Origin of the sequence: Mycobacterium nebraskense (genome assembly GCF_002102255.1) — a bacterium.
Lineage (GTDB): Bacteria > Actinomycetota > Actinomycetes > Mycobacteriales > Mycobacteriaceae > Mycobacterium > Mycobacterium nebraskense.
The window spans coordinates 1-1,170 of sequence record NZ_LQPH01000087.1 but is presented as its reverse complement, the minus strand read 5'-3'; the positions used below and the strand labels follow the sequence as shown (position 1 = coordinate 1,170).

The following is a 1,170-nucleotide window of genomic DNA, read 5'->3' as shown; positions in this document are numbered from 1 at the left end:
CCCGGAATTGGAAGCGCTTCGTGATCTCGCCGCAAAGTTCGTTGCCACTGAGATTGCACCCCACTCAGAGCGCTTCGCCGAGCAACACCATGTCGACCGGGCGGTGTGGGAACGAGCAGGCGAGCTGGGCCTGCTGTGCATGTCGATGCCGGTCGAATACGGCGGCGGCGGCGGGACGTTCGCGCACGAAGCAGTTCTGCTCGAAGAGCAAGCTCGAATCGGGGACAGTTCGTGGGGCGCCGGCCTGCACAGCGGCATCGTCGCACACTACATCCTGCACTACGCACGGGAAGACCTGAAAAGGCAGTGGTTGCCCAAGATGGCGTCGGGCGAATTGATCGGTGCCATTGCGATGACGGAGGCTGGAACCGGATCTGATCTTCAAAGCGTGAAGACGCGCGCCGTCCTCGATGGGGACGAGTACGTCATCACCGGCTCGAAGACGTTCATCACCAATGGTCAGCAAGCCGATCTCATTGTCGTCGTGGCCAAGACCGACCATACCCAAGGCGCCAGCGGTATCTCGCTGATCGTCGTGGAAGCCGATCGCCCCGGGTTCCGGAGAGGACGAGTCCTCAGCAAAATAGGTCAGCGCGGTCAGGACACATCTGAATTGTTTTTCGACGGCGTGCGCGTCCCCAAGACGCATCTGCTAGGCGACACCGAGGGGCAAGGCTTCTTTCAGCTGATGACGCAACTGCCGCAGGAGCGACTTATCGTCGCGGTCGGAGCGGTTGCCGCCATGGAATTGGCCTTGCACCAGACGATCGAATACACGCGCCAACGAGAAGCCTTCGGGCGAACGATCTTCGGGTTCCAAAATACCAAGTTCACCCTCGCTGAAGCCGCCACCGAAACAAGGATTGCGCGAGTGTTCCTCGACCACTGCATCTGTCTGCATCTCGACGGTAAGCTCGACGTGCAAACTGTCGCGATGGCCAAATGGTGGACGACGGAACGGGCGATGAAAGTCCTCGACGACTGCCTGCAGCTGCACGGCGGGTACGGATACATGACGGAATATCCGATTTCGCGTCTCTGGGTTGATCAGCGAGTACAGAAAATCTACGCGGGGTCTAACGAAATAATGAAAGAGATTATTTCGAGGTCGCTTTGACAAGATAGCGACGACCGAACGCCCGGTGTATCAACGCAGATGAGGATCTGCTA

At 58.7% G+C, this 1,170-nt stretch carries 1 protein-coding gene; it reads left to right on the top strand.

The window, feature by feature from the left end:
• The first annotated feature begins 7 nt into the window (after window positions 1–7).
• Entirely contained in the window at window positions 8–1,117 is a 1,110-nt protein-coding gene (locus AWC17_RS10035; protein ID WP_136244912.1) for an acyl-CoA dehydrogenase family protein, read from the top strand.
• Window positions 1,118–1,170: the final 53 nt, after the last annotated feature.